This window comes from Mycobacterium sp. E2699 (assembly GCF_001666745.1).
GTDB lineage: Bacteria > Actinomycetota > Actinomycetes > Mycobacteriales > Mycobacteriaceae > Mycobacterium.
This window is the reverse complement of sequence record NZ_LZJH01000077.1, coordinates 260693-283262: the sequence shown is the minus strand read 5'-3', so window position 1 is coordinate 283262 and position 22570 is coordinate 260693. Positions and strand designations below refer to the sequence as shown.

At 69.0% G+C, this 22570-nt stretch carries 24 protein-coding genes; 8 read left to right on the top strand and 16 right to left on the bottom strand.

What is annotated here, in order from left to right:
• Positions 1 to 2: 2 nt before the first annotated feature.
• From A5696_RS13195 to A5696_RS13165, 7 genes are read right to left on the bottom strand one after another with little or no spacing between them, the layout of a single operon-like run.
• Positions 3 to 980, bottom strand: coding sequence for an alpha/beta hydrolase (locus A5696_RS13195; RefSeq protein ID WP_082969015.1), 978 nt, complete (start codon positions 978 to 980; stop codon positions 3 to 5).
• Between the two features lie 29 nt (positions 981 to 1009).
• The gene (locus tag A5696_RS13190; protein WP_067879000.1) at positions 1010 to 1417 is read right to left on the bottom strand and encodes a Zn-ribbon domain-containing OB-fold protein; all 408 of its coding nucleotides are present in this window, start codon (positions 1415 to 1417) and stop codon (positions 1010 to 1012) included.
• A gap of 2 nt (positions 1418 to 1419) precedes the next feature.
• On the bottom strand, positions 1420 to 2622 hold the full coding sequence (locus A5696_RS13185; protein ID WP_067878997.1) for a thiolase family protein: 1203 nt from the start codon (positions 2620 to 2622) through the stop codon (positions 1420 to 1422).
• Positions 2619 to 3065 carry a MaoC/PaaZ C-terminal domain-containing protein gene (locus A5696_RS13180; protein WP_067878994.1) on the bottom strand — a complete coding sequence of 149 codons (447 nt, stop codon included), beginning with the start codon at positions 3063 to 3065 and terminating at the stop codon, positions 2619 to 2621. The genes A5696_RS13185 and A5696_RS13180 overlap by 4 nt, the downstream gene beginning before the upstream one ends.
• A gap of 8 nt (positions 3066 to 3073) precedes the next feature.
• Positions 3074 to 3574 (bottom strand): MaoC family dehydratase N-terminal domain-containing protein, encoded by a 501-nt coding sequence (locus A5696_RS13175; protein ID WP_067878990.1) that lies wholly within the window; start codon positions 3572 to 3574, stop codon positions 3074 to 3076.
• Positions 3567 to 4679, bottom strand: coding sequence for an acyl-CoA dehydrogenase family protein (locus A5696_RS13170; protein WP_067878987.1), 1113 nt, complete (start codon positions 4677 to 4679; stop codon positions 3567 to 3569). The genes A5696_RS13175 and A5696_RS13170 overlap by 8 nt, the downstream gene beginning before the upstream one ends.
• A complete protein-coding gene (locus A5696_RS13165; RefSeq protein ID WP_067878984.1) occupies positions 4669 to 5847 on the bottom strand; it encodes an acyl-CoA dehydrogenase family protein in 1179 nt (392 codons plus the stop codon). Before A5696_RS13165 ends, A5696_RS13170 begins: the two co-directional genes overlap by 11 nt.
• 278 nt (positions 5848 to 6125) lie before the next feature.
• Here A5696_RS13165 and A5696_RS28000 point away from each other — a divergent pair, with 278 nt between their 5' ends.
• Positions 6126 to 6290, top strand: a complete 165-nt coding sequence (locus A5696_RS28000) for a hypothetical protein (RefSeq protein ID WP_193376463.1) — start codon at positions 6126 to 6128, stop codon at positions 6288 to 6290.
• Positions 6291 to 6426: 136 nt separating this feature from the next.
• On the opposite strand, the gene A5696_RS13160 is transcribed toward A5696_RS28000, so the two are convergent.
• The gene (locus A5696_RS13160; protein ID WP_197516965.1) at positions 6427 to 9105 is read right to left on the bottom strand and encodes an FHA domain-containing protein; all 2679 of its coding nucleotides are present in this window, start codon (positions 9103 to 9105) and stop codon (positions 6427 to 6429) included.
• Positions 9106 to 9281: 176 nt separating this feature from the next.
• Positions 9282 to 10304, bottom strand: a complete 1023-nt coding sequence (locus A5696_RS13155) for an alpha/beta hydrolase (RefSeq protein WP_231964311.1) — start codon at positions 10302 to 10304, stop codon at positions 9282 to 9284.
• A gap of 197 nt (positions 10305 to 10501) precedes the next feature.
• On the opposite strand from A5696_RS13155, the gene A5696_RS13150 reads away from it, so the two are divergent.
• A complete protein-coding gene (locus A5696_RS13150; RefSeq protein WP_067878971.1) occupies positions 10502 to 11347 on the top strand; it encodes an SDR family NAD(P)-dependent oxidoreductase in 846 nt (281 codons plus the stop codon).
• A gap of 12 nt (positions 11348 to 11359) precedes the next feature.
• On the opposite strand, the gene A5696_RS13145 is transcribed toward A5696_RS13150, so the two are convergent.
• From A5696_RS13145 to A5696_RS13125, 5 genes are all read right to left on the bottom strand, one after another.
• Positions 11360 to 11863, bottom strand: coding sequence for an isoprenylcysteine carboxyl methyltransferase family protein (locus A5696_RS13145; RefSeq protein WP_067878968.1), 504 nt, complete (start codon positions 11861 to 11863; stop codon positions 11360 to 11362).
• 11 nt (positions 11864 to 11874) lie between these two features.
• Entirely contained in the window at positions 11875 to 12981 is a 1107-nt protein-coding gene (locus A5696_RS13140) for a type III polyketide synthase (protein ID WP_082956499.1), read from the bottom strand.
• A 125-nt stretch (positions 12982 to 13106) separates the two neighbouring features.
• Complete coding sequence (locus A5696_RS13135) at positions 13107 to 13427, bottom strand: hypothetical protein (protein ID WP_067878965.1); 321 nt, start codon at positions 13425 to 13427, stop codon at positions 13107 to 13109.
• Between the two features lie 45 nt (positions 13428 to 13472).
• A complete protein-coding gene (locus tag A5696_RS13130; protein WP_082969008.1) occupies positions 13473 to 15713 on the bottom strand; it encodes a molybdopterin-dependent oxidoreductase in 2241 nt (746 codons plus the stop codon).
• A gap of 51 nt (positions 15714 to 15764) precedes the next feature.
• Positions 15765 to 16187, bottom strand: coding sequence for a PPOX class F420-dependent oxidoreductase (locus A5696_RS13125; RefSeq protein ID WP_067878961.1), 423 nt, complete (start codon positions 16185 to 16187; stop codon positions 15765 to 15767).
• A 107-nt stretch (positions 16188 to 16294) separates the two neighbouring features.
• Between A5696_RS13125 and A5696_RS13120 the strand changes: the two genes are divergently transcribed.
• Positions 16295 to 16480, top strand: a complete 186-nt coding sequence (locus tag A5696_RS13120) for a hypothetical protein (protein WP_067878958.1) — start codon at positions 16295 to 16297, stop codon at positions 16478 to 16480.
• 19 nt (positions 16481 to 16499) lie between these two features.
• Positions 16500 to 16958, top strand: coding sequence for a nuclear transport factor 2 family protein (locus A5696_RS13115; RefSeq protein ID WP_067878955.1), 459 nt, complete (start codon positions 16500 to 16502; stop codon positions 16956 to 16958).
• Here A5696_RS13115 and A5696_RS13110 read toward each other — a convergent pair.
• A complete protein-coding gene (locus tag A5696_RS13110; RefSeq protein WP_067878952.1) occupies positions 16876 to 17355 on the bottom strand; it encodes a cupin domain-containing protein in 480 nt (159 codons plus the stop codon). The two genes, A5696_RS13115 and A5696_RS13110, sit on opposite strands and share 83 nt — an antisense overlap.
• Positions 17356 to 17441: 86 nt before the next feature.
• Here A5696_RS13110 and A5696_RS13105 point away from each other — a divergent pair, with 86 nt between their 5' ends.
• Positions 17442 to 18311: an alpha/beta fold hydrolase gene (locus A5696_RS13105; protein WP_067878948.1), complete on the top strand. Its 870-nt coding sequence runs from the start codon at positions 17442 to 17444 to the stop codon at positions 18309 to 18311.
• On the opposite strand, the gene A5696_RS13100 is transcribed toward A5696_RS13105, so the two are convergent.
• Entirely contained in the window at positions 18308 to 18781 is a 474-nt protein-coding gene (locus A5696_RS13100) for a nuclear transport factor 2 family protein (RefSeq protein ID WP_067878946.1), read from the bottom strand. The genes A5696_RS13105 and A5696_RS13100 overlap by 4 nt on opposite strands.
• 102 nt (positions 18782 to 18883) lie before the next feature.
• Between A5696_RS13100 and A5696_RS13095 the strand changes: the two genes are divergently transcribed.
• The 3 genes from A5696_RS13095 to A5696_RS13085 are packed head-to-tail and all read left to right on the top strand — an operon-like array spanning position 18884 to position 22458.
• A complete protein-coding gene (locus tag A5696_RS13095; RefSeq protein WP_067878944.1) occupies positions 18884 to 20068 on the top strand; it encodes an acyl-CoA dehydrogenase family protein in 1185 nt (394 codons plus the stop codon).
• Between the two features lie 12 nt (positions 20069 to 20080).
• Positions 20081 to 20989: a biphenyl-2,3-diol 1,2-dioxygenase gene (gene bphC / locus A5696_RS13090; protein ID WP_067878941.1), complete on the top strand. Its 909-nt coding sequence runs from the start codon at positions 20081 to 20083 to the stop codon at positions 20987 to 20989.
• On the top strand, positions 20986 to 22458 hold the full coding sequence (locus A5696_RS13085; RefSeq protein ID WP_067878939.1) for an FAD-dependent oxidoreductase: 1473 nt from the start codon (positions 20986 to 20988) through the stop codon (positions 22456 to 22458). The genes bphC and A5696_RS13085 overlap by 4 nt, the downstream gene beginning before the upstream one ends.
• Positions 22459 to 22570: the final 112 nt, after the last annotated feature.

Here is a 22570-nt window from a genome sequence, read left to right as displayed (position 1 = left end):
GGTCACCTCGACTCACAGCGAATCGGGGCGAGCAGCTCCCGGAGGTCGGCGCATACCAGCTCGCGCGCCGAATCCGCGGGCGGGAAGGGCTGGATCGTCAGGAAGCCGTGGAACAACCCGGGAAAGTCCCGGTGCACGACGGGCACTCCGGCGTCGCGTAGCCGGCGCGCGTAGTCGCATCCCTCGCTGTGCAAGGGGTCCAGGCCCGCGGTCACGATCACCGCCGGGGGCAGGTCGGTGTGACTTTCCGCGCGAGCCGGCGCGACGATCCAGGGTGGGTCGAAATCCCGTTCGCCGCCGAGGTATTGATGCCAATACCACTGCATTGCCGCCCGGGTGTTGAAGTAGCCGGTGCCGTAGCGGTGGTAGGTGTCCGTGTCGAACGACGGATCGACGGCCGGGTAGAGCAACAACTGCGCGGCGGGACGGGCGACGCCGTTCTCGCGGCACAGGATCGCGGTGACCGCGGCCAGGTTCGCGCCGGCGCTGTCGCCGGCGACCGCGGTCCGGCTGGCGTCGACGCCAAGGCCGTCCGCGTGTTCGATCACCCACCGGAATGCCGCGAACGCGTCGAGCGCGGCCGCGGGCGCGGGGTGCTCGGGTGCCAGCCGGTAGCCGACGGACGCGACGACGGCCTGGGTGCCGCGCGCCAGGGCCCGGCAGAAGCCGTCGTGGGATTCGATGTCGCAGAACACGAATCCGCCGCCGTGGTAGAAGACGATCCCGGCGCGCGGGCCGTCGGCCTTTCCGTGCGGGTGATAGACGCGCAATGCGATGGCGCCGGCCGGGCCCGGGATTGCATGGTCGACGGTGTTGCGGACGTCCGCGATGTTGGTGGCCGGCACGCGCCGGGCGGCCACCGCGGCCCGCGCCTCCGGACCGGTCATCGCCTCGACGTGGGGGAAGCCGGCGTTCAACTCGCGCAACATCGCCCGCACGGTGCCGTCGGGGCCGTCGGGGCCGTCGGGGGCCTGGTCCATGTGCGCCTCCGCCCGCACCGTTGCGTCGGTCATGCCGGCCGGTACCTCAGCAAAGTGATTTTGTCGTCAAGATCGTAGAACACGGGCCGCACGCGCATCCCGATCCGAATGTCGCCCGGGTCGACGTCCACCAGTTCGGTGCTGATCCGCGGCCCGGCGTCCCACTGCACCACCGCGAGCAGCTGCGGCACCGCGTCCGCCCAGGGCGGCGCGGTCGGCCTTCGGGCGACCGTGTAGGTGTAGAGCGTTCCCCCGCCGTCGATCTCGCGCCACTCCAGGTCATCGGCGAGCGAACCCGGCGCGAGGGTGCGGGGATAGAAAACGTAGCGCCCCAGCGACGGCGAGTACTGCACGACGATGCGGTGCCGGGCCAGGCCGTCCCAAAAGGGCCGGGAGACCGGCGTCGGCTCGGGCACGGGTACGGGCACTGTCCCCATTGCTAGTCCCCCTGCATCAGCAGCGCGACCTGTTCGCTCATGATGCCGCCGTTGCCGGTGACGAACGCGGTGTGGCAGTCGCGCACCTGCGCGTCGGCGGCCCGGCCCATGACCTGGCGTGCCGCATCCACGACGTGGTGCATGCCGCCGGCCATCCCGGCCTGGCCGAAGGACAGTTGACCGCCGGCGGTGTTGAGCGGGAAGTCGCCGCGGTGGGTCAGGTCGTGGCCGGTAACCCACGACATGCCTTCGCCCTTGCCGCAGAAGCCGGCGTCTTCCAGGCTCATCAGCACCGTGATGGTGTAGCAGTCGTAGATCGACGCGACGTCGACGTCGGCGCGGTCCAGCCCGGCCATCGCGAACGCCTTGCCGGCGGCGCGGGCGATCGGTGTGTGCATCAGGTCCTCGGCGTAGGTGGGGGTCTTGAACGCGATGTGTTCGCCGAAGCCCTTGATCCACACCGGACGACGGCGGCTTCGGCGCGCGATGTCCGCGTTGGCGATCAACACGCCGGCCCCGCCGTGCACCCGCATCACCGTCTCGAGCATGTGGATGGGGTCGGCGATCATCGGGCTGGCGAGCACGTCGTCGACCGTGATCGGGGTGCCGTGGAAGACCGCGCCAGGATGCGCGCACGCGTTGGTGCGCTGGTCGACGGCGATCTTGGCGACGGCCTCGGGGTCGTAGCCGAATTCGGCGGCGTAGCGCTGGGCGATCTGCGCGTACGGCGCGTTCTGGCCCACGTTGCCGTACGGGATCTCGAATTCGGCCTGCGGCGAGCCGTAGTTGTTGGACGACGCCCCATACCAATTCGGGGCGGGTGGCGGCCTGGTGTCGGATTGCGGCTGCGCACCCGAACCCGGAACCACCGCGAGAGCCGCGTCGCAGATGCCGAGCTCCACCGCCGCCGCCGCCCGCCAGACCATCCCCGCCGAGGTGGCCCCGCCCAGGTCGACGCGTTCCCCGAAATCCAGTGCGATGCCGAGGTATTCGCACAGCGTGGCGGGCGCAAACATCGCGGACTCGGCCACCCCGTGGGTGAGCAGGCCGTTGACGCACGCCGGGTCGACGCCGGCGTCCTCGATCACCAGCTTCGCCAGCAGGGCGTACTGGTCGAGCGTGAACCGCGGGGGCCCGGTGGGGCGCCGTTGCGCGGGCAACTCGGCAATGCCGACGATGGCCGCCTCGCCACGCAGACCCGTCACGACGGCGTTCCGCGCCGCGGCAGTTCGACCGTCGCGGTTCCCGGCATCAGCACGGTGGCGTCGCGGCGGCCGGAGATCTCGAGATCCACCAGCCCCGCGCCACTTTCGCTGAGGCGCTTCCCGGTCACCTCGCCGCCGAAGCTGAGGCGCTGGCCGGGATACGCGACGGCGCGGTTCTGCACCGAGAACGACACCAGGCGGCCGCGTCCACCGATCCAGTCGCCGAGCGCGCGGGCCAGCAGCGCCGCCTGCAGCGGGCCCTGGACCAGCACGTCGTCGTAGCCCTCGACCCCGCGGGCCCAGTCCTTGTCGTAATGGATGCGGTGGCCGTTGTAGGTGGCGGCGCTGAAGAAGAAGAGCTGCGTCTCGTCGACGGAGACGGCCAGCGCCGGAATCGAATCCCCCACGCCGACGTCTTCGTAGAACACCTGGTTGCCGGTCACGAGCGATCCTAGGGCCGGGCGATCATCGACGTCGACGCTTCGGCGACGAGATCGCGGTGTTGGTTGCGGTACACCGTGTGCCAGGTGACCAGGACGAATCTCCCCGAGCGGCCATGCTTTTCGACGATCGCCTCGATGGTGCGGACCATCTCGATCTCGTCGCGATGGTAGGCGGGGAGGTGAAAGGTGAAGCTCTCGCCGCCGGCCATCCGCTTGGGTGCGCGGGGAAACGCGAGACCGCCGGAGACGGCGCCGGACGACCCGTCGGGCCGCAGCGCCTCGAGGTGCGTGATGCCGAGCACCGCGTACTGCAGGAACAGCGGAGGGCAGATGATGTCGCGAAAGCCGTTGGCGCGCGCGTATTCCGGGTCGTACCAGAGCGGGTTGTGGTCACCGACCGCGGCCGCCCACCGCTGCCAGTCGCGCCGATTCACCTCGCCGGTGGCAGAGGCGGCAACGGTGCCCACCCGCGATGCCGACTCGGCGTCGATCAGGGAGTCGTCATTCACCGGCTCGCTCCTCTTCCAGCCAGGCCGCGGCGACGTCGGGTCCGCCGCCCAGCGTCGAGCCCAGCCTCGCTCGTTCGCTCCACAGATGCAGGTCGGTCTCGGTGACGTAGCCCATTCCGCCGTGCAATTGGTGGGCGTCCAGGGTGACCAGCCTCGCGGCGGTGGCGGCGTGCAGGCGCGCGATCGCCGTTTCCCTGCTCGCGAGCCGGCCGCGGGCCAGCCAGAAGATCGCCGAGTGCGCGGCCAATCGCGCGGCGGCCAAGGCGATGTGCATGTTGGAGATCAGGTGCTGGGCGGCCTGAAACGACGCGATCGGGCGGCCGAACTGGTGGCGCAGCTTGGTGTACTCGACGGTCCGTTCCAGCACCGCCTGCCCGACCCCGACCAGGTCGAGCGATCCGAGCGCCACCGCCGTGTTCGCGACGCGGCGCAGCCCCCGCCGGTCCGCCTCGGCGAGCAGCGCGCCGGCGCCGGCGGTCACGTCGTCGAAGCGCACGGTGAACGCCCGGTGGCCCCCCGCCATCGCCAGCGGGTCCGCGGTCACCCCGGTCGCGTGCGCGTCCGCGACGAAGACGAGCGTGCGCCCGGCCGCGGCGGCCGACACCACGATCAGGTCGGCGACGTCGGCGTCGGCGACGTAGTCCGCTGTTCCGGTGAGCCGCCAGGCACCGCCGGAGTCGGGATGGGCTGCCAGCGCGGGCGAGACGTCCGCGGCGTCGCGAGCACTCCACAACGCCGTGGTGCCGCGGATCGCGCCGCTCGCCAGCCCCGGAAGCCACCCGGACTTGCCCGCGGGCGGTGCGAGTTGATCGATCGCCAGCGCGGCCGCAATGGTGCTGTGCACGGTCGTCGGGCACAGGGCACGGCCCGCCTCCGTGCAGAACACGCCGAGGTCGTCCAGGGAGCCGCCGGAGCCGCCGTCGTGCGGGGCGACGGCGAGGCCGAAAACACCGGCGTCCGCAAGGGCCTTCCACAGCGCCGGGGTGCTTCGGTCGGCGCCGGGTTCGTGCAGGCCGCGAACGAGGCCGGCGGGGCTCTCCGCCGCGAGCAGCTTGCGCAGCGTCGCGGCGAACTGGCGCTGCTCGGCGCTGGGTCTAACGTCCATACGAGGGCATTCCGTGGCCGCGCTGGGCGATGATGTCGCGCAGGACTTCGTTGGTACCCCCGCCGAACCGCATCAAGGGGGCGGCGCGGTACAGCCGTTCGAACCTGCCGGCCAGCGGCGCGTCCGGTCCGCGATGCGCGAGCAGGCCGTCGGGCCCCAGCAGGTCCAGCGCCAGGTCGGCGATGCGCTGGCGCAGCTCGCTGGTGAAGACCTTCTCCACGCTGACTTCCACGGTCGGGATGGCGCCGCCGTCCAGGATCGACGCGGCCTCGTAGCCCATGAGCGTCGCCACCTCCACGTCGGCTTCGGCACGCGCCAGCCTGCGCCGAAGCGCGGGGTCGTCGGCGGGCACCGTGCCGTCACGCCGTGGGCCGCGCGCGAGCAGCAGCAAGTCGTCGACCGCGCGGCGCAGGTCGCCCGCGTTGGTCAGCGCCCCACGCTCTAAATCGAGCGCGCCGGTGATGTACGTCCACCCCCGGTTGACCTCACCGATCAGGTTGGTGACCGGCACCCGCACGTCGCGAAAATGCACCTCGTTGGTGCGATAGCCCGACCAGGAGTAGAGCGGGCGGATCTCGATGCCCGGGCTGTCGATCGGCACGATGATCACCGAAATGCCCTTGTGCCGCACCGCATTCGGATCCGTCCGCACGCACAGCCATTCGTGGGTGGCACGCTGCGCCGCGCTGTTCCAGATCTTGGTGCCGCTGATCACCCAATCCTGGCCGTCGAGCGTCGCGCGCGTGCGCAGGGCGGCCAGATCGGTGCCCGCGTCCGGCTCGGAATATCCGACCGCGCAGACCATTTCGCCCTTGGCGATCAACGGTAGCCATTCATTCTTGTTCCGCTCGGTGCCGTGGCGCATGATCATCGGCGCCACCGAGGTGACCGTCAGGTCGGGGCCGGGCACACCCCAGTATTCGAACTCGCTCATCAGCAGGTGCTGATGAAGCGCGCCGAGCCCCAGTCCCCCGTACTCGCGCGGCCAGTTGAGGCCGAACCAGCCCTTCTCGCCGATCTTGCGGCGAAACCGTGCCACCTCGCCGTCGCGCAGCTCCAGATCGTGCTCGGCCAGTTCGGCCCGCAACTCGGGGGTGACGTTCTCCTGCAGGAACTCACGAACCTCGCTCAGCCACGCGCGTTGCCCGGCGTCGAGTTCGAAGTCCATCCCGGCAACCTAACCCTTCCATCAGGCCGCGTCAGCGTAACGCCATCGCGAAATTCACTCCGGCATTTCGCCCGGCCTTCACGCCCGGCGCGATGAGCCGGCGCCGCCCGGCGCTCACCGATCGGCTGCGCGTTCACGGCCACGTCACCGAACCGGGCTCGACTGTAAAAACCCTGTCAACCTCCCGTAAAAACGCTTCGCCGCCGTCGCGTATCCGGCCGTTGGCTGCGAAAATTTGTTGCACAGAGTTTCGGTACGGCCTCGTAGAGGAAGAAACCATGCCCACCCTTGAGACACGCCTCCGCCAGGAGTTGCGCGACTGCGCGCTCGAGTTACGGCAACTTGCCTACACGGTGCCGCACGGGGTGGGCGAACATGCTCTGCTGCAGTTGTCGGACCGGATGCGGGCGGCCGCCGAGCAAGCGGTGCGCAAGGGCGCCTAGGGCGTTGAGTGTGAACCCAGGGCGTTGCGTGTGAGCGCAAGGCCTTCTGTGTGAAGCCAGGGCGGAACAATCGCGATTTCGCCGCCCTGAGTGCACACTGAACACCCTGACCGCACACTCAAACGCCAGCTCACGATCACCCGCCCTTGAGGCGAATCTTCCAGCGCACGAAGCCCAGATACACGATGCTGAGCACGATCAGCATGCCCATGTCGAACCACCAGGCGCCGAGCGTGTGACGCCAATGCGAGTCGTGCGGCACCGAGGGGACGGCCTGTTCCAGGGTGAGCAGGTCGACGGTGGAGGCCGATGCCGCGAAGCCCCACCTTGCCGGTGTCGCCCAAGACATTTGGTCCAGGCCGATCCGGCCGGTGACGGGAATCATGCCCCCGGAGAACACCAACTGCGACATGACCGCCACCACCAGCAACGGCATGATCTGTTCGTTGGACTTGGCGATGGATGACAACACGAGCCCGAGCATCGCCGAGGCGACGGTGGTCATCGCGATGTCGACGAACAGCTCCACGTTGGGTATGCCCAACGCCACCGCGCCCTGGGTCGGGCCGCCTTTGCCGACGATCGTGATGATCGTGACGATCGCGGATTGAATGACCGCGAACACCGTGTAGACGAAGACCTTCGCCAGCAGGTACGCCGACGTGGACAGGCCAACCGCCTGTTCGCGCAGGAAGATGGCGCGTTCACCGATCAGGTCGCGGATCGTCAGCGCGGTCCCCATGAAGACCGCACCGACATTGAGCAGCACCAGGATCTGCCCGGGCTCGGTGGGCGCCGCGCCCATCGGGTTCGGTTTGCCGAAGCCGACATCGCCGGGTACCGACATCGACAGCGAGCCCATGATGAACGGCAGCAGCGCCAGGAACACGAAGTAGCCGCGGTCCGAGACGATCAGCCGCACCTGGCGCCGCGCGATCGTGGAGAACTGCCGGAGCAGGCTGGTGTGCGACGGATCGCCGATTTCGGCGGGTTGCTCGGCGGGTGGTGGCGGCGGGGGCGGGCCCGTCCGCGCCAGGTAGCGCGCCTTGGCGCCGTCGGGGTCGCCCGCGACCGTGCTGAAGATGTCGGCCCAGTTCGTCGTGCCCATGGCCGGACCGATCTGGCTGGGCGGCCCGCAGAACGCGGTCTTGCCGCCGGGCGCCAGCAACAGCACCTGATCGCAGACGTCCAGGTAGGTCAGCGAGTGGGTGACCACGAGCACCACACGGCCGGCGTCGGCCAACTGCCGCAGCATCGTCATGACCTGCCGGTCCAGCGCGGGGTCCAGGCCCGACGTCGGCTCGTCGAGGATCAGCAGCGACGGCCCGGTCAGCAGCTCCAGTGCGACCGAGGCGCGCTTGCGCTGACCGCCGGACAGCTTGTCGACGCGGGTGTGCAGGTGCTGGGTCATCTCGAGTTCCTCGAGGACCCGGGCCACCACCTGTTCGCGGTCGGCCTTGGTGGTGTCGGGCGGCAGCCGCAGTTCGGCGGCGTACATCAGGGCCTGCTGGACAGTCAGCTGACCGTGCACCACGTCGTCCTGCGGCACCATCCCGATCCTGCTGCGCAGCGAGGCGTATTCGGCGTGCACGTTGTGGCCCTCGAAGGAAACCGTGCCCTTGCTCGGGTGCGTGTAGCCGGCCACCAACCGGGCGAACGTCGACTTTCCCGCGCCCGACGGACCGATCACGGCCGTCAGCGTGCCCGGTTGTGCGCCCAGCGAGATGTCGTCGAGCAGGACCTTGTTGTTCTCGATCGTCCACGTCACCCCGCGCACGTCCAGGCCGCCGGTGCGCGTCGCGGTCGCCGTCTCGTCACGGCGGGCCAGGGTGCCGCCTGCGAAGACGAGGTCGATGTTGCCGATCGTGACGACGTCGCCGTCGTGCAGCACGGCCGTCTCGACGCGGGCGCCGTTGACGAATGTGCCGTTGATGCTGCGGTTGTCATGGATTTCGGTGCCGTGCGCCGTGGGGATCAAGGTGGCGTGGTGCCGTGAGGCCAACACCTCGGGAATGACGATGTCGTTGTCGTTGGCCCGGCCGATCTTGATCGCGCCGGGCATCGACTCCACCGACGTGCGGCCCGGCCGGAGGATCTTCATCATCGACGTGGCGATGTTGGTGGCATCGGCGACGCGGCCGGTCTCGCCTGCCGCGGGCTCCGCAACGCGGGCGGTCTCCGGCTGCCCCGCGGCGACGTGCGGCAGCTGCCCGGTCTGGGGGCGGTAGATCTTCGGCGCCTGCTGCGGGCCACTGGACGGGTGGACGGGCTGGTATCCGCTCGGCGGATGAACCGGTTGCGGACCGGTGGGCGGGTGGACCGGCCGCGGAGCGGGTGGATGCGGCTGCTGGCGGACTGGTCCCGACGGCTGCTGCGGCGGGCCGGGCCACTGCGGGGCGCCCTGCTGCGGCTGGCTCTGGGGCGCCCTGGCGCCCGGCCCGCTGGCCGGGTTGTAGATCGGTATGGACGTCGTCAGCGGGGGCCGTCCGGCCGAACCTTGGTGGCGGCCGACCTCGAAGGTCAGCGCCGGGCCGTCCGGGTTGCCGATGTTGACCCGCATGCCGTCCTGGATGTCGACGACGGGGACACGACGGTTGTGTACGTAGAGCCCATTGAGGCTGCCGTTGTCGATGGCGATCCATCGCCCCTGGTCGAACCGCACGATGAGGTGGGTCCGCGAGATCAGCGGGTGCGCCACGCGCACGTCCGCGCGGAGATCGCGCCCGATGACGACGTCGGTGCCTGCTGCGAAGGTGCGCTCGGATCCCTCGTACCGCACGGTCAGCACAGGTGGGACTGGTGGGCTCACGAGCACCCACTGTATCGGCAGCGGGCCCGATTGCGGCCCAAGTCGCCGACGCGGTTCACCGGCGGCGGGTCACCGCCGCGTGCACCCGCAGAGTGGGCAAAACCGAGCGACGACGAATGATTGCCGACGGATTTTGCACCCGAGATTCGGTCTGGCGCTTCGGCGGGTCGCCGCGGTATGCGTTATCCGGCCGCGGCGGCGAAATTCGACCGTTGCCGCGCGAGGTCGTGTCGGCGGCGGCTGGGCAAACCCTCCATTGCACCGCTGACTTCTTTGATGAAGTCGCCGATGTAGCGAATCGCCCGCCTTCCTTCCGGCAGGATGTCGGCCGCGATGGGGAAGTCGTGAATTTGGCGGTCCCACAGGTGCAGATCGCAGCGAACTCCGCTGAGTTGCAACCGTTCTGCCATGAGCTCGGCGTCCGGAAGCAGCAACTCGTCGGAGCTGGCGTGGATGGCCACCGGGGGCAACGACGAGAGATCCGCGTCCACCGGTGACTCGATGCGCGTGCACGTTTCCCCGTCGTGCGGAAGTCGCGCCTCGCCGAGGTAGCGGGCAAACATCGACAACGCCGCCCGCGTGAACATGGAGCACCGGCGCGCGTTGCGGTGCCGCAGTTTGCGGGCGGGGTCGGCGTCGGTGAACGGCGAGATCGCCGCGATGCCGGCGGGCCGCAGGAAACGGGTCCGAATGGCCGCCAGCGTGATCATGAACGCCAGGTATCCACCGGCCGAGTCGCCCGCCACGACGATCCGGTCCCCGCCGTAGCCGCGCTCCTCCAGCCAGCGCAGGCCGTTCATGCCGTCCTCGATCGCGTCGGCGATCTGATGTGTGGGCAACTTTCGGTACCCGACGGTCAGCACACCGGCGTCCGCGGCCTTCGACAGGCGCGTCACCAGGGACCGGTGCGTGTTCAGGCCGCAGGTGAGGAACGCGCCGCCGTGCAGGTAGAGGATCGCCCGCTGGGCGGACACGCCGGGCACCCGCACCCATTCGGCAGCACAGTTCTCGAGCCGGATCGGTTCGATCTTTGCCGAGTGCGTGACATGGGGTATCAAGCCCGCCAAACCGTCCACGTATTGAAAGGGCCAGTGCAGATTCGGCTGAATGGCCCAAGCGCGCACCACATTTTTCACCAGCAACCGGCTGGCCAGCGACACAGCAAAGGACTGCGGGCTGTGGCCATGGTGAACTCGCCGGTTCATTGCCTGGCTGGGCAATATGTGATAACGGTTCGCGCTCATGGTCATTCGCATTCAACTCCTAGTGCAAGCGGGAGTACCCGCCGCCGCAGCGCGAAAACGGTGGGTGAATCCTTGGCAAATGTCGCCTTCATCACTGTTTGAGGGGCAGGCGGGGTGGGTACCGCTACCGCTCTCGCAGGTGGCTCAAGATATTGGGCATGGATGAGGCGACGCGCGGAACCGCGCTGCTGGCCGACCGGGTCGCGGTGGTGACCGGGGGCGGTGGCGGTATCGGAGCGGCGACCGCGCGGCTGTTCGCCCTGCACGGCGCGCACGTCGTCATCGCGGACATCGACGAGAAGCTGGCCGGGCAGACCGCCGAGGACATCGCGGCGTCGGGTGGCTCGGCCCTGCCGGTCGTGATCGACGTCCGCGAGGCCGAGCAGGTCAGCGGCCTGGCGCGGTCGGTGCTCGATCGCTACGGCCGCATCGACGTGCTGGTGAACAACGTGGGCCATTGGTTGCGGCATCCGGGCAATTTCGTCGATACCGACCCGCGGCTGTGGGACGACTTGTACCGCGTCAACCTGCACCACGTCTTCCTCCTCACCCGCGCATTCCTGCCTGCGATGGTCGCGCAGCGCGCCGGCGCGATCGTCAACGTCTCGTCGGTCGAGGGGCTTCGCGGCTACCCCGAGGACCCGGTCTATGCCGCCTTCAAGGCCGCCGTCATCCACTTCACCCGCAGCCTCGCGGTGCAGGTGGGTCGGGACGGCGTGCGGGTCAACGCGATCGGGCCCGACGTCACCGAATCGCTGCAGGTGCCGTACTCGCAGTGGCTGTCGGCCGAGGAGCAGACGCAGTGGCCGCAGTGGGTGCCGGTCGGACGGATGGGGCTGCCCGAGGATCAGGCCCGCGTGATCCTGTTCCTGGCCTCCGACCTGTCTTCCTTTGTCACCGGCCACACCATCCCCACCGACGGTGGGACCGGCGCGGCGGGCGGATGGTTCCGCTCGTCGCGCCGGCCCGGGCGGGCGTGGACGAATCGTCCCTTTCAAGCCTGAACACCCTGATCGTTAGGCGTAGCCCAATGCGGCGTTCTCCGCGCGGATCCGCACGTTCAGCACCACCGCGTTGGCGACGCTGAACATGATTGCCGTCAGCCACGCCGAATGCACCAGCGGCAGCGCCGCCACCTCTGCCGCCACCGCCGTGTAGTTGGGGTGCCGGACCCATCGATACAGCCCGTCCCGGATCACCGGCGCACCGGGGATCACGATCAACCGCGGGTTCCAGTGCTTGCCGAGCACGGCGACACAACGCCACCGGACCGCGGTGCTCAGCGCCACGACGCCGAGCATCGGCCATCCGAGCCAACCGATGAACGGCCGGCCCAGGGTCCACACTTCGACGACGCACGAGATCAGCAGCAGCGCATGCATGCTGACCATCGCCGGGTAATGATCGCGGCCGAACTCCTTGCCGCCGTGGGCGAATGACCACCTCGCGTTCCGCTGGGCGACCGCAAGCTCGACCAATCGCTCCGCACCGATGGCGAGGATGAGCAGGTAGTAATACATGGTCTAGTTCCTCACCACTGGAGTAGAAGCAGTTCGAAGCTGAAGCCCGGACCCATCGCGAGCATCACCCCGTAGGATCCCGCCTTCGGCGGCTCGGCCAGGGTTCTGCGCAGGACGTCAAGCACGGACGCCGACGAGATGTTTCCGTTCTCGCGCATGGAGTTTCGGCTGTGCACCAACGCTTGCGGTGACAGACCAAGGGCGTTCTCGATCGAGTCGAGGACCTTCGGACCACCGGGATGGCACACCCAGGTCGTGATATCCGCGACCGACAGGCCGTGATCGGCCAGGAAGGTGTCGACCTCGCCGCGCAGATAGTCGTCGGCCATCTTCGGGACGTCACGCGACATCACCAGCTGGAACCCGTTGGAGCTGACGTTCCACCCCATGACGTCGACCGTCTCGGCGACCACGCGGCTCCGCGTCGCGAGGACGCGCGGACCTTGACTCGCCTTGTCCCCCAACGGGAGCCGGTCCGCACCGGTGGCAACGACTGCCGCCGCGCCGTCGCCGAACAGCGACACGCCGATCAGGGCCGGGATGGAGGTGTCGCTCCGCTGCAGCGTGAGCGAACACAGCTCGACCGACAACAGCACAGCCACATCCCCCGGGTAGCCGTGCAAGTAGTCGTAGACGCGTGCCATGCCCGCCGCACCGGCCACGCAGCCGAGCCCGAACAGTGGGACGCGTTTGATGTTGGGCCGCAGCCCGACTCGCGACATCAGCCGCGCGTCGATCGTCGGCACCGCTATGCCGGTGCTGGAGACCATCACGATGGTGTCGACCTCGGCGGGTTCGATGTTCGCCGCGGCCAGCGCCGAGCGCACCGCCCGCTCGCCCAGGTCGACGGCGACCTCGAGGTAGGCGTTGTTGGCCTCGGTGAACCCGGTCAGCTTCGGGTAACGCGACAGCGGCAGCGCGAGGCTGCGATTGTCGACGCCCGCCGTCCGCGCGAACCGGATGAAGCCCGGTTCCACGAATTCGGTGAGCTCGCGCGCCACCTCGTCCTGGTCGTAGCGGTGCGGGGTGAACGCCACCGCGGTGCCGGCGATGCGCGGGGCGCCTCGCGCGTCGACGGCGGCATGGGTTGTGGATGTGGAATACCTGGTTGCAGTCATGCCCAGCCGACGACCGCCGCCCCACCGCGGTTCATCGGATCGTCGGGAAGGTGAGCCGAAACACAATCCGGCGCGGCCCCTCACAGCGGTGGTGAACCGGGCCGGCGTCCCCGTCGTGTGTGTGGTCAGCTTCCGGGGACCGACAGGGTGGCCTGCTGCTCCACCTGCAGGCCTTGCTGCTCATCTTGCTGGGCTTGCTGAAGGTCCAGTTGCTCTTGCTGTTCGGCCTGCTGCTCGGCCTGCTGCATCTGCTGGTCGGCCTGCAGCTGTTGCTGAAGTTGGGCTTCGTCGTCGTCGCCATCGGCTCGGTTCACCACGCTCATCGACCCTGGTGTCCCAACGGTTTTCGGGTAGTCGGATTGCGCGGCGTGAAACAGCACCAGCGCTGCGAAGGTCGCGACGCCGGCGAAAATCGTTCGTATGATTGTGGTTTGCATGTGCGCCATGCCGCCAAGGCTGCGCCCCGGTGTTAGCAGCGGGCTGGATCGTGGTTATCGATTCGCTGTGAGGTCGGCCCGAAATCGCGCCTGCTCGTCGATGATCGTCACCGGGATGCCGTTCAGGGCCCCGTTGCCCGACGGTTCGTCGATGAACGTCGGCGGTGAGAGCACGTTGGTGTTGGCCCCCGGCGAGCTGTTGGCCACCGACAGGCGGGTGCCCGGCTTGCCGTGCCCCCAGCCGTGCGGCAGGGACACCACGCCGGGCCTGATCGCGTCGGTGACCTCGACGGGCACCCTGATCTCGCCGGCCTCCGACTTCACGGTGACGACGTCGGCGTCGGCGACGCCGCAGCGGGCGGCGTCGTCGGGGTGGATCAGCAGCGTGCAACGGTCCCTGCCCCTCATCAGCGCGGGCGCGTTGTGCATCCAGGTGTTGTTCGATCGCAGGTGCCTGCGGCTCACGAGCACCAGCGGCTCCACCGGCCGCTCCAGCCGCGCGGCCAGCCGCGGCAGGTCGTCGAGCAGGTATTGCGGCGCGAGACGGATCTTCTTGTCGAGGGTGCCCAGGATGTCGGGCAGCTGCGGCACCATCGGGCCGAAGTCGATTCCGTTCGGGTTGGCCTTGAGCATGTCCAGGGTGAGCCCGCCCGGGTTCTTGCCGTACTGATCTCCGAAGGGCCCGGTCCGCAGCGTGAGGTCGAGCATCCGCTCGGGTCCGCCATGCTCGTACAGCTTCCGGATCTCCGCACCGTCGACTCCGCGGGTGAACGCCAGGTAGTCGAAGAACCCGTCGTCGATCGCGGCGACGTCGACGTCCTCGGCCGGTGTGCCGGTGCACAGGCCGGTCAACCGGATCAGGATCTCCCATTCGTGCGGGCGATCGCCGGGATCGAACACCGGCGCCGAGTAGTTCGCGATGCTGTGGATCGCGAACAGCAGGATCAGGTCGTCGTGGTGCGGCTGCTCGAGGGGCGACAGCCCCGGCAGGATGACGTCGGCGTGGCGCGTCGTCTCGTTGAGCCAAAGGTCAACGGAGATCATGGCTTCCAGCATCGGCAGCACCTCGTCGAGCTTGTCGCCGCCGGGTGTGGACAGCACCGGGTTGCCGGCGACGGTGATCAACGCCTTGAGTTGGCCCTCGCCGGGTGTGGCGATCTCCTCGGCCATGCACGACACCGGGGCCTGGCCCAGGACCTCCTTGGCGCCGCGGACCCGGGTGCGCCAGCGACCGAACTCGGGAAGGCCGCCTTCGAGACCCGGCAACGGCTGCGTGGTGATCGACCAGGCCGCCGGCCTGGGGAACATCGCGCCGCCGGGGGTGTCGAAATGGCCGGTCAAAATGTTGATGACGTCGACCAGCCAGCTGGCCAGGCTGCCGAATTCCTGATTGCACAAGCCGATTCGGCCATACACCACCGACCTCTCCGTGCCGGCGAGTTCGCGCGCCAGTGTGCGGATGCGGTCTTCGTCGATCCCCGTGGCGGCGCTGACCCGCTCGGGCGGCCAGTCCGCGGCGACGCGGCGCATCGTCTCCACACCGTCGACGTGCGGGCCGGGATCGACCAGGCCCTCGTCGAAGAGGGTGTGCGCGACGGCGAGCAGCAGCGCCGCGTCGGTGCCCGGCACGATCGGCAGCCACTCGTCGGCCTGGGCGGCGGTCTGGGTGCGGACCGGGTCGATCACGATCACCTTGCCGCGTCTGCGAATCCCGTTGATCAGCCCCATCACGTCCGGCGCGGCCAGCAGCGACCCCTGCGATGCCGCGGGGTTGGCGCCCATGATGACCAACAGGTCGGTGCGCTCGATGTCGGGAACCGGGAAATTCCACCACAGGCCGTACATCAGGTGCGACGACAGGTTTTTGGGCCATTGGTCGACGGTGCCCGGCGAATACGTCACCGGCATCCCCGACATGCCCAGCAGCACGCCCGCATACCGGGCCAACGAAAACGAGTGCGCCAGTGGGTTACCCGTGTAGGCGGTGACCGCAGCGATGCCGTACTTCTCGATCACCGGGGTCAGCAGTTCGGTGCAGCGGCGAAACGCCGCGTCCCAGCTGACCTCGTGCCATTGGCCGTCGAGTTTGATCATCGGGCGGCGGAGGCGGTCCGGGTCGTCGTGCACCTGGGCCAGCGATACGCCCTTCGGGCACAGGTGTCCGCGGCTCCAGACGTCGTCGCGGTTGCCGCGGATGCCGGTGACCCTGCCGCCTTCGACGTGAATCTCCAAGCCGCACATGGCTTCACACAGGGGGCAGGTGCGCAGATGCCTGCCGTCGTCGCCGGTCGCCACCCACCCACTGTATTCCGCTACTGTCGGTAGCGGAAGTGGCAAAATTCCCCGTCAGGACGCCCAGGGGCCGATGCCGCCGACCTTGTCGATGCGGATGCGGGTGAGCAGTCCCGGCGGCGCATCGTCCGGCGGGAATTTCATGTTCGGGTCGCCCAGGACCGGGTTGAGCTCGCTGAGCAGCTCGGGTGCGCCACCCTCGACGATTCGGGCGGTTCCGGCGATCGAGAGGTACGGCCGCATCCCCGGGCTCGGGCCGAGCGACACGATGGTGACGGCGACGCGCGGATCCCTGCGGATATTGCGCACCTTCTTGTGTTCGGCCAGGTGCGCGGTGACGAATTCGTCCCCGTCGGGCGTCGACTGCAGGGCGGCCCAGACCAGGCTCACCTGGGGGCTGCCGTCGGGATTGATGGTGACCAGGGTGGCGTCGGCCCCCTTGCCGATGAGTTCGCGAGCGGCGTCGTTGAGTCTCATGCGTTGTTCTACCGGCACAGGCCGCGATTCATTCCCGTCTGAATCAGATTTGAATATGGCCAGTCGGCTGTACACCCCTGGCCGTCGCTTCTAGCGTCGTCATCGACATGACCGATCACCAGCCGCCGACCTGCATCGAGTACCTTCGCCGCGAGTTGCTCGACCGAATGGACGCCCAACCGTTCGACGACTGGTCCCCCGCGCTGTTGCGTGCCCTCATCGCGGTCTTCGAACTGAACGGGATCACCCCGGCGCCGGCGCACCGCGGTTTCCGGCCCTATCTCGTGAGGTAACGCGATTAGGCTCACGCCGGTGGAGATGTGGGAACTGGCCGCCCGTGAGCGGATCCGCGACACGCTCGCGCGCTACAACTGGTCGGGCGATGCCGGCCGGCCCGACGGCCTCGCCGAAACGTTCTGCGCGGACGGCATCCTCGAGGTTCGCGGGTCGGAGCCGTTGCGCGGGCGGGCCGAGATCGCGTCCTTCCTCGGCGGCATCACCGGGCGCGTCGCCGCCCGCGCCGGCCTCAAGCCCGTAGTCCGGCACATCGTCACCAACGTGCTGTTCACCGGTCTCACGCCCGACGAGGCGCAGGTGGCGTCCTACTTCACCGTGGTCACCCAGATCGGGCTCGATCATTTCGGTCGTTATCGCGACATCCTGGTGCCCGACGGTGGGACCTGGCTGATCAGGCATCGGACGGTGTCGACGGATTGGGCGGCCCCGGGCTCGACGATGGCCCGGCCGCCGCCCCGATCGTCAGGACGCTGAGCCGGCAGCCCTGCGGGCCGGCGAGCCAGGCGTGGTCGACGCCGGTGACCACCACGCTGTCGCCGACCGTCAGCCGGTGCGTTCCGTCGTCCAGGATCAAATCCACCGAGCCCGTCAGCACCACGTCGAAATCGACGGTGTCGGTGTGGTGCATGGAGAACTCCGCGCCCGGTGCGTACTCGATCGCCGTCCAGCGCAGCGCGCCGGGCGCCACCACCAGGTCGAGAAGGTCCGCGGATCGCCCTCCCCCGGTCGACATCGCCGGAAGGGACGGCGAGGCGTAGAGCACCGAATACAGGAGGCCGCCGCGGCCGGCGTCGCCCTGCATTGCGACGGTGGCGTCTTCCGCGGCGCACGACCGCCCCGATTCGTCCACGCCGGTGACCAGCAACCGCATGCCCGAAGACTGTAGACCAGGGCCCGGCCGACCGATGGGCGGAACACCGCTCCCGCTCGGCGGGGCGGCATGGCAGGGTGACATCCGTGGCCAACAGTGCGAAAGCGACCGTCGAGCAAGACCTCCGCGAAATCAGCACCCCGAAAGGGGCTTTGCGCTATTACGAGGGCGGCCCGGATTCCGCTCCGGTGCTGCTCTTCCTGCATGGCTCGGGCCCGGGCGTCACCGGCTGGCGCAACTTTCGCGGGATCCTGCCCGCGTTCGCCGAGCACTACCGCTGCCTGGTCCTGGAATTCCCGGGATTCGGGGTCAGCGACGACTTCGGCGGGCACCCGATGGTGGACGCCTTCGGCGCCGTCTCGCCGTTGCTGGACACGCTGGGCGTCGACAAGGTGCACATCGTCGGCAACTCGATGGGCGGCGGTGTCGGCATCAACTTCGCCATCCGCAACCCGGACCGCGTTGGCCGGCTGGTGACGATCGGCGGAATCGGCACCAACATCTTCAGCCCCAGCCCCAGTGAGGGCATCCGGCTGCTGCAGGAGTTCGTCGAGGACCCGACCCGCCAGCGGCTCGTCGACTGGCTCAAGTCGATGGTGTACGACCAGTCCCTCGTCACCGACGAACTCATCGAGGAACGCTGGCAACTGGCGACCGATCCCGAGACCCTGGCCGCCGCGCGCCGGATGTACGGCAAGGCGGCATTCGCCGCGATGAACGCCGCGATGGCGGCCTCCGACCGGCCGCAGCCGTGGGCGGTGATGCACAAGCTGGCGGCGCCGACCCTGCTGACCTGGGGCCGCGATGACCGGGTGAGCCCACCGGACATGGCGCTGATCCCGATGCGCACGATCCCCAACGCCGAACTGCACATCTTCCCCAACTCGGGACACTGGGCCATGATCGAGGCCAAGGAGGCGTTCGAAAGCACGGTGCTGGCGTTCCTGAAGCGCTAGCGGCCCGCCAGGCCCCTCGTCAAGAGCGCGTGCGCGTCGGGATTGCCGTCGAGGACCCGGCTGGTGCGGGTGGTGATCTGCCAGCCGTCGTCGGTCCTCCACAGCGCGAAGTGGTGGGCGGTGGCCCGCCACACGCGATAGCCGTCACCGTCGCGGACGAGCACCAGGGATTCGCAGACCGCCACCGCCCGGTCGCCGTCGAGCGTGACGACGCACGGCCCCAGGAAGTGGCTGCAGCCCTTGGCCACCAGCTTCTGGTGGGCCTCCGAGGCGACCATCGCGCGAACGTCCGCCCGGCTCGCCATGCACCAGCCGTCGACGTCGTAGACGCCGTCGCTCGCCCACAGCCCCGCGGCCGCATCCGCGTCCCCGGCGTCCACCGCCGGGCCGTAGGACGCGATCAGCTGTCTGATGTCGCGGTCGTCCTCGAGCCGGCGCAGTCGGGCCGCCAGGTCGTCCAGATCGGTCATGGATTGTGCTCCTCCTTTTCGTCCGCTCGCCCGGAATGCCTTCGGGTTTGGCGCAGACTGCGGTAGACCATTACCTAAGCCCCCGGACGTTAGGACGACAAGATGAGCGAGCGGGTTATCGACCACGTGATCGCCATGGCCGATCAGCTGCGCGACCAGGCGGCCGAAGCCGAACGAATCGGCCGGCTCACCGACGACACCGTCAAGCTCATGAAGGGGGCCGGCCTGATCCGGCTGCTGCAGCCCAAGGGCTACCAGGGGTTCGAGGTCCACCCCCGTGAGTTCGCCGAGACGGTGATGGCCACGGCGGCGCTGGACCCGGCCGCCGGCTGGATCGTCGGCGTGGTGGGCGTGCACCCCTACCAGCTGGCCTACGCCGATCCCAAAGTGCCCGCCGAGGTCTGGGCCGACGACGTCGACACCTGGATGGCGTCCCCTTACGCGCCGCAGGGCGTGGCCAAGCAGGTCGACGGCGGGTATGTGTTCAACGGCCGCTGGCAGTTCAGTTCCGGCACCGACCACTGCGACTGGATCATCCTGGGCGCGATGCTCGGCAACGAGCAGGGCATCCCGATCATGCCGCCGCAGATGCTGCACATGATCCTGCCGCGCAAGGACTATGAGATCGTCGAGGACTCGTGGAATGTGGTGGGGCTGCGCGGAACCGGCTCCAAGGACGTGATCGTCAAGGACGCGTTCGTTCCCGCCTACCGGACCATGGACGCGACCAAGGTGATGGACGGCACCGCGCAGCGTGAGGCCGGCATGACCGAGCCGCTGTATCTGATGCCGTGGTCGACGATGTTCCCGCTGGGCATCTCGGCGGCGACCATCGGCATCGCCGAGGGAGCGCTGGCCGCGCACCTCGACTACCAACGGGAACGCGTCGGCGCCACCGGCACCGCGATCAAGGACGACCCGTACGTCATGCACGCGATCGGCGAGGCGGCGGCCGACATCAACGCCGCCCGCCAGGAGCTGCTGGCCAACGCCGACCGCATCTACGACATGGTCGCCGCGGGCAAGGAGGTGTCGTTCGCCGACCGCGCGGCGGGGCGGCGCACCCAGATCCGCGCCGTGTGGCGCGCGGTCGGCGCGGTCGACGAGATCTTCGCCAGGTCGGGGGGTAACGCCGCGCGCATGGACAAGCCGCTTCAGCGGTACTGGCGCGACGCGCACGTCGGCCTGCTGCACGCCATTCACGTCCCCGGCACCACGTATCACGCGTCGGCGCTGAGTTCCCTGGGCATCGAGCCGCCCGAGGGTCCGCTGCGGGCCCTGATCTAGGAGGACGCGACCGTGAGTGACCTGAAAAGCCTTGGCTACATTACGATTTCGACCGCCGAGATCGACCGCTGGCGGCATTTCGCGTTCGGCGTCCTCGGCTTCGCGGAGGGTAAGGGGCCGGACCCGTCGGCGCTGTACCTGCGGATGGACGAGCGTGCGGCGCGGCTCATCGTCTTCCCGGGCGAGACCGACCGGGTGCTCACCATCGGCTGGGAGGTGCGTGACGACGCGGCGCTGCAACGGGTCAAGGCCACCCTTGACGGCGCCGGCGTCGCGTTCAAGCAGCTGTCGGTCGATGAGGCCGAGAGCCGCCGGGTGGAAGAGGTGATCAGCTTCGACGACCCGGCCGGCACCACGATCGAGGTGTTTCACGGCGCGGTGCTGGACCACAGCCCGGTGATCACCCCGTTCGGCGCGAAGTTCGTCACCGGCGACCAGGGCATGGGCCATGTCGTGGTGCCGACTATGGATCCGGGCGGGCTGTTCGACTTCTACACCGAGGTTCTGGGTTTCCGTTCTCGCGGCGCGTTCCGGGTGCCGTTGCCCAAGGAGTTCGGCCCGGTGCGGGTGCGCTTCCTCGGCATCAACGAGCGCCATCACAGCATGGCGATCGTCCCCGCGATGCACCAGCGCGATCCGCGCCTGGTGCACATCATGGTCGAGGTCGACAGCCTCGACGCGGTGGGTCAGGCGCTGGACCGCGTCAACGCCGAGGGCTTCCAGCTGTCGTCCACCCTGGGGCGCCACACCAACGACAAGATGGTCTCGTTCTACGTCCGGGCGCCGGGCGACTGGGACATCGAGTTCGGCACCGACGGCATGCGCGTCGACGAAACCTATTACACCGCAGAGGAAATCACCGCCGACAGCTACTGGGGTCACCAGTGGATCGGTGAGATGCCCGCCGCGATGAAGCCATGACGCTCGACCGGGACGTCACGCCGCTTCCGGCGTCCTCGATCGCGTCGTGGGACGACGAGGCCGACGTCGTCGTCGCCGGGTACGGGGTCGCCGGCGCAGCCGCGGCGGTGGAGGCGGCCCGCTCCGGCGCCTCCGTTCTGGTGCTGGAACGCACCGGGTCCTGGGGTGGCGCGGCGGCGATGGCGGGTGGCTTCATCTATCTCGGCGGCGGCACGCCACTGCAGAAGGCCTGCGGCTTCGACGATTCCGTCGAGAACATGGCGGCCTTCCTCAACGTCGCGATGGGCCCCGGCGCCGACGAGGACCGGATCGCCGACTACTGCGCCGGCAGCGTCGCCCATTTCGAATGGCTCGTCGGCTGCGGCGTGCCGTTCAAGGCGGAGTTCTTCGCCGAACCGGGCTGGGAACCGATGGGCGACCAGGGCCTGATGTACAGCGGCGGCGAAAACGCCTACCCGTTCAACACGATCGCCACGCCGGCCCCGCGCGGCCACGTCCCGCAGATGTCGAACAAGAAGCAGGGCGAAGCCAGCGCCGGCTACATGCTGATGAAGCCGCTCGTCGAAACCGCCACCGCCGCCGGCGCGCGGGCGCTCTACGACGTGCGCGCGCAACGCCTGATCGTCGAGTCCGACGGCAGGGTCGTCGGGATCCAAGCCCGGCAATACGGCAATGAGATGTGCGTTCGTGCCCGGCGGGGCGTCGTACTCGCGACGGGCAGCTTCGCCTACAACGACGCGATGGTGGCGCGGTACGCGCCGCGGATCGCCGGGCGCCCGGCGGCGTCCATCGAGCAACACGACGGTCAGGCGATCCGGATGGCCCAGGCGCTGGGCGCCGACCTGGCCCACATGGACGCCACCGAGGTCGCGATCTTCATCGATCCGCAGCAACTGGTGCGGGGCATCCTGGTCAACGGCCGCGGGCAGCGTTACGTCCCCGAGGACACCTACCCGGGCCGGATCGGGCAGCTCACCCTGTACCAGCAGGACAACATCGCGTACCTCATCATCGACGACGAGGCGCAGCAGGAGGCGATGGCCTCCTGGTCGCCGAAGTTCATGCTGCGGCAACCGACCTGGGTGGCCGATAGCGTCGCCGAGCTGGAACAGGACATCGGCCTGGCGCCCGGTTCGCTGCAGGCGACCGTCGCCGCCTACAACGAGGGCGCCACGCGAGGCGAGGACCCGCTGCTGCACAAGAAGCCGGAATGGGTCAAGCCGATCGGTTCGCCGGTCGGGGCAATCGATCTGCGGGAGAACACCGGCGGGTTCACCCTGGGTGGGCTGGCCACCACGCTGGAAGCAGAGGTGCTGCACGTCAGCGGCGAGCCCATCCCGGGGCTATACGCCGCCGGCCGCTCGACCGCGGGGCTGGCCGCGTGGGGTTACGCCAGCGGCGTCTCGCTCGGGGACGGCAGCTTCTACGGCCGCCGCGCGGGCCGGTCGGCGGCTTGCCGGCGAGCGTAACCACACCGCGAAAACCCCCGCCGAAAATGGCAGCCAGGTTACGTTCGCGAGCCCGTGAGGCGTGACAGCCGGACGCTCGAAGCGCTGCGGCCTTGGTGCCGCTGCAAGGACG

Bases quoted from the DNA above. Each gene is read 5' to 3' on its own strand.
- A5696_RS13195 (WP_082969015.1), bottom strand. From the start codon at position 980: ATGGACCAGGCCCCCGACGGCCCCGACGGCCCCGACGGCACCGTGCGG.
- A5696_RS13190 (WP_067879000.1), bottom strand. From the start codon at position 1,417: ATGGGGACAGTGCCCGTACCCGTGCCCGAGCCGACGCCGGTCTCCCGG.
- A5696_RS13170 (WP_067878987.1), bottom strand. From the start codon at position 4,679: ATGGACGTTAGACCCAGCGCCGAGCAGCGCCAGTTCGCCGCGACGCTG.
- A5696_RS13165 (WP_067878984.1), bottom strand. From the start codon at position 5,847: ATGGACTTCGAACTCGACGCCGGGCAACGCGCGTGGCTGAGCGAGGTT.
- A5696_RS28000 (WP_193376463.1), top strand. From the start codon at position 6,126: ATGCCCACCCTTGAGACACGCCTCCGCCAGGAGTTGCGCGACTGCGCG.
- A5696_RS13155 (WP_231964311.1), bottom strand. From the start codon at position 10,304: ATGAACCGGCGAGTTCACCATGGCCACAGCCCGCAGTCCTTTGCTGTG.
- A5696_RS13150 (WP_067878971.1), top strand. From the start codon at position 10,502: ATGGATGAGGCGACGCGCGGAACCGCGCTGCTGGCCGACCGGGTCGCG.
- A5696_RS13145 (WP_067878968.1), bottom strand. From the start codon at position 11,863: ATGTATTACTACCTGCTCATCCTCGCCATCGGTGCGGAGCGATTGGTC.
- A5696_RS13140 (WP_082956499.1), bottom strand. From the start codon at position 12,981: ATGACTGCAACCAGGTATTCCACATCCACAACCCATGCCGCCGTCGAC.
- A5696_RS13135 (WP_067878965.1), bottom strand. From the start codon at position 13,427: ATGGCGCACATGCAAACCACAATCATACGAACGATTTTCGCCGGCGTC.
- A5696_RS13125 (WP_067878961.1), bottom strand. From the start codon at position 16,187: ATGAGACTCAACGACGCCGCTCGCGAACTCATCGGCAAGGGGGCCGAC.
- A5696_RS13120 (WP_067878958.1), top strand. From the start codon at position 16,295: ATGACCGATCACCAGCCGCCGACCTGCATCGAGTACCTTCGCCGCGAG.
- A5696_RS13110 (WP_067878952.1), bottom strand. From the start codon at position 17,355: ATGCGGTTGCTGGTCACCGGCGTGGACGAATCGGGGCGGTCGTGCGCC.
- A5696_RS13100 (WP_067878946.1), bottom strand. From the start codon at position 18,781: ATGACCGATCTGGACGACCTGGCGGCCCGACTGCGCCGGCTCGAGGAC.
- A5696_RS13095 (WP_067878944.1), top strand. From the start codon at position 18,884: ATGAGCGAGCGGGTTATCGACCACGTGATCGCCATGGCCGATCAGCTG.
- A5696_RS13085 (WP_067878939.1), top strand. From the start codon at position 20,986: ATGACGCTCGACCGGGACGTCACGCCGCTTCCGGCGTCCTCGATCGCG.